Annotated in this window: 1 pseudogene; it reads right to left on the reverse strand. The window is 54.8% G+C overall.

Features of this window, described 5'->3' with window-relative positions:
• Positions 1-356: pseudogene (locus tag QCD69_RS22515) on the reverse strand (IS3 family transposase); the annotation flags it as partial.

The following is a 356-nucleotide window of genomic DNA, read 5'->3' on the forward strand; positions in this document are numbered from 1 at the left end:
TTCATCAGTCGCCAGACTCTGTTCACTCCGCACTGTTGCCCGCTGTCCCGCAGATTCAAATGGATCTTGCGATAACCATAGACGCATCCCGATTCCAGCCAGAACTGTTTAATCTGTCCTGTCAGTCCCAGGTCTGCCTGATGGCGTTGTGAATGCGGCTGCTGAAGCCAGGCGTAAAAACCACTGGGATGAACATCCAGCACCCGACAGAGCAGGCGAACAGGCCAGCAACAGGTGTTGTCACGGATAAAGGCGTACCTCAGTCGGACAGCTTTGCGAAGTACGCCGCGGCTTTTTTTAGTATGTCCCGTTCGTCGGTAACCCGCTTCAGCTCTTTCTGGAGACGGCGGATCTCG

Origin of the sequence: Erwinia sp. PsM31 (assembly GCF_030433775.1) — a bacterium.
Lineage (GTDB): Bacteria > Pseudomonadota > Gammaproteobacteria > Enterobacterales > Enterobacteriaceae > Erwinia > Erwinia aeris.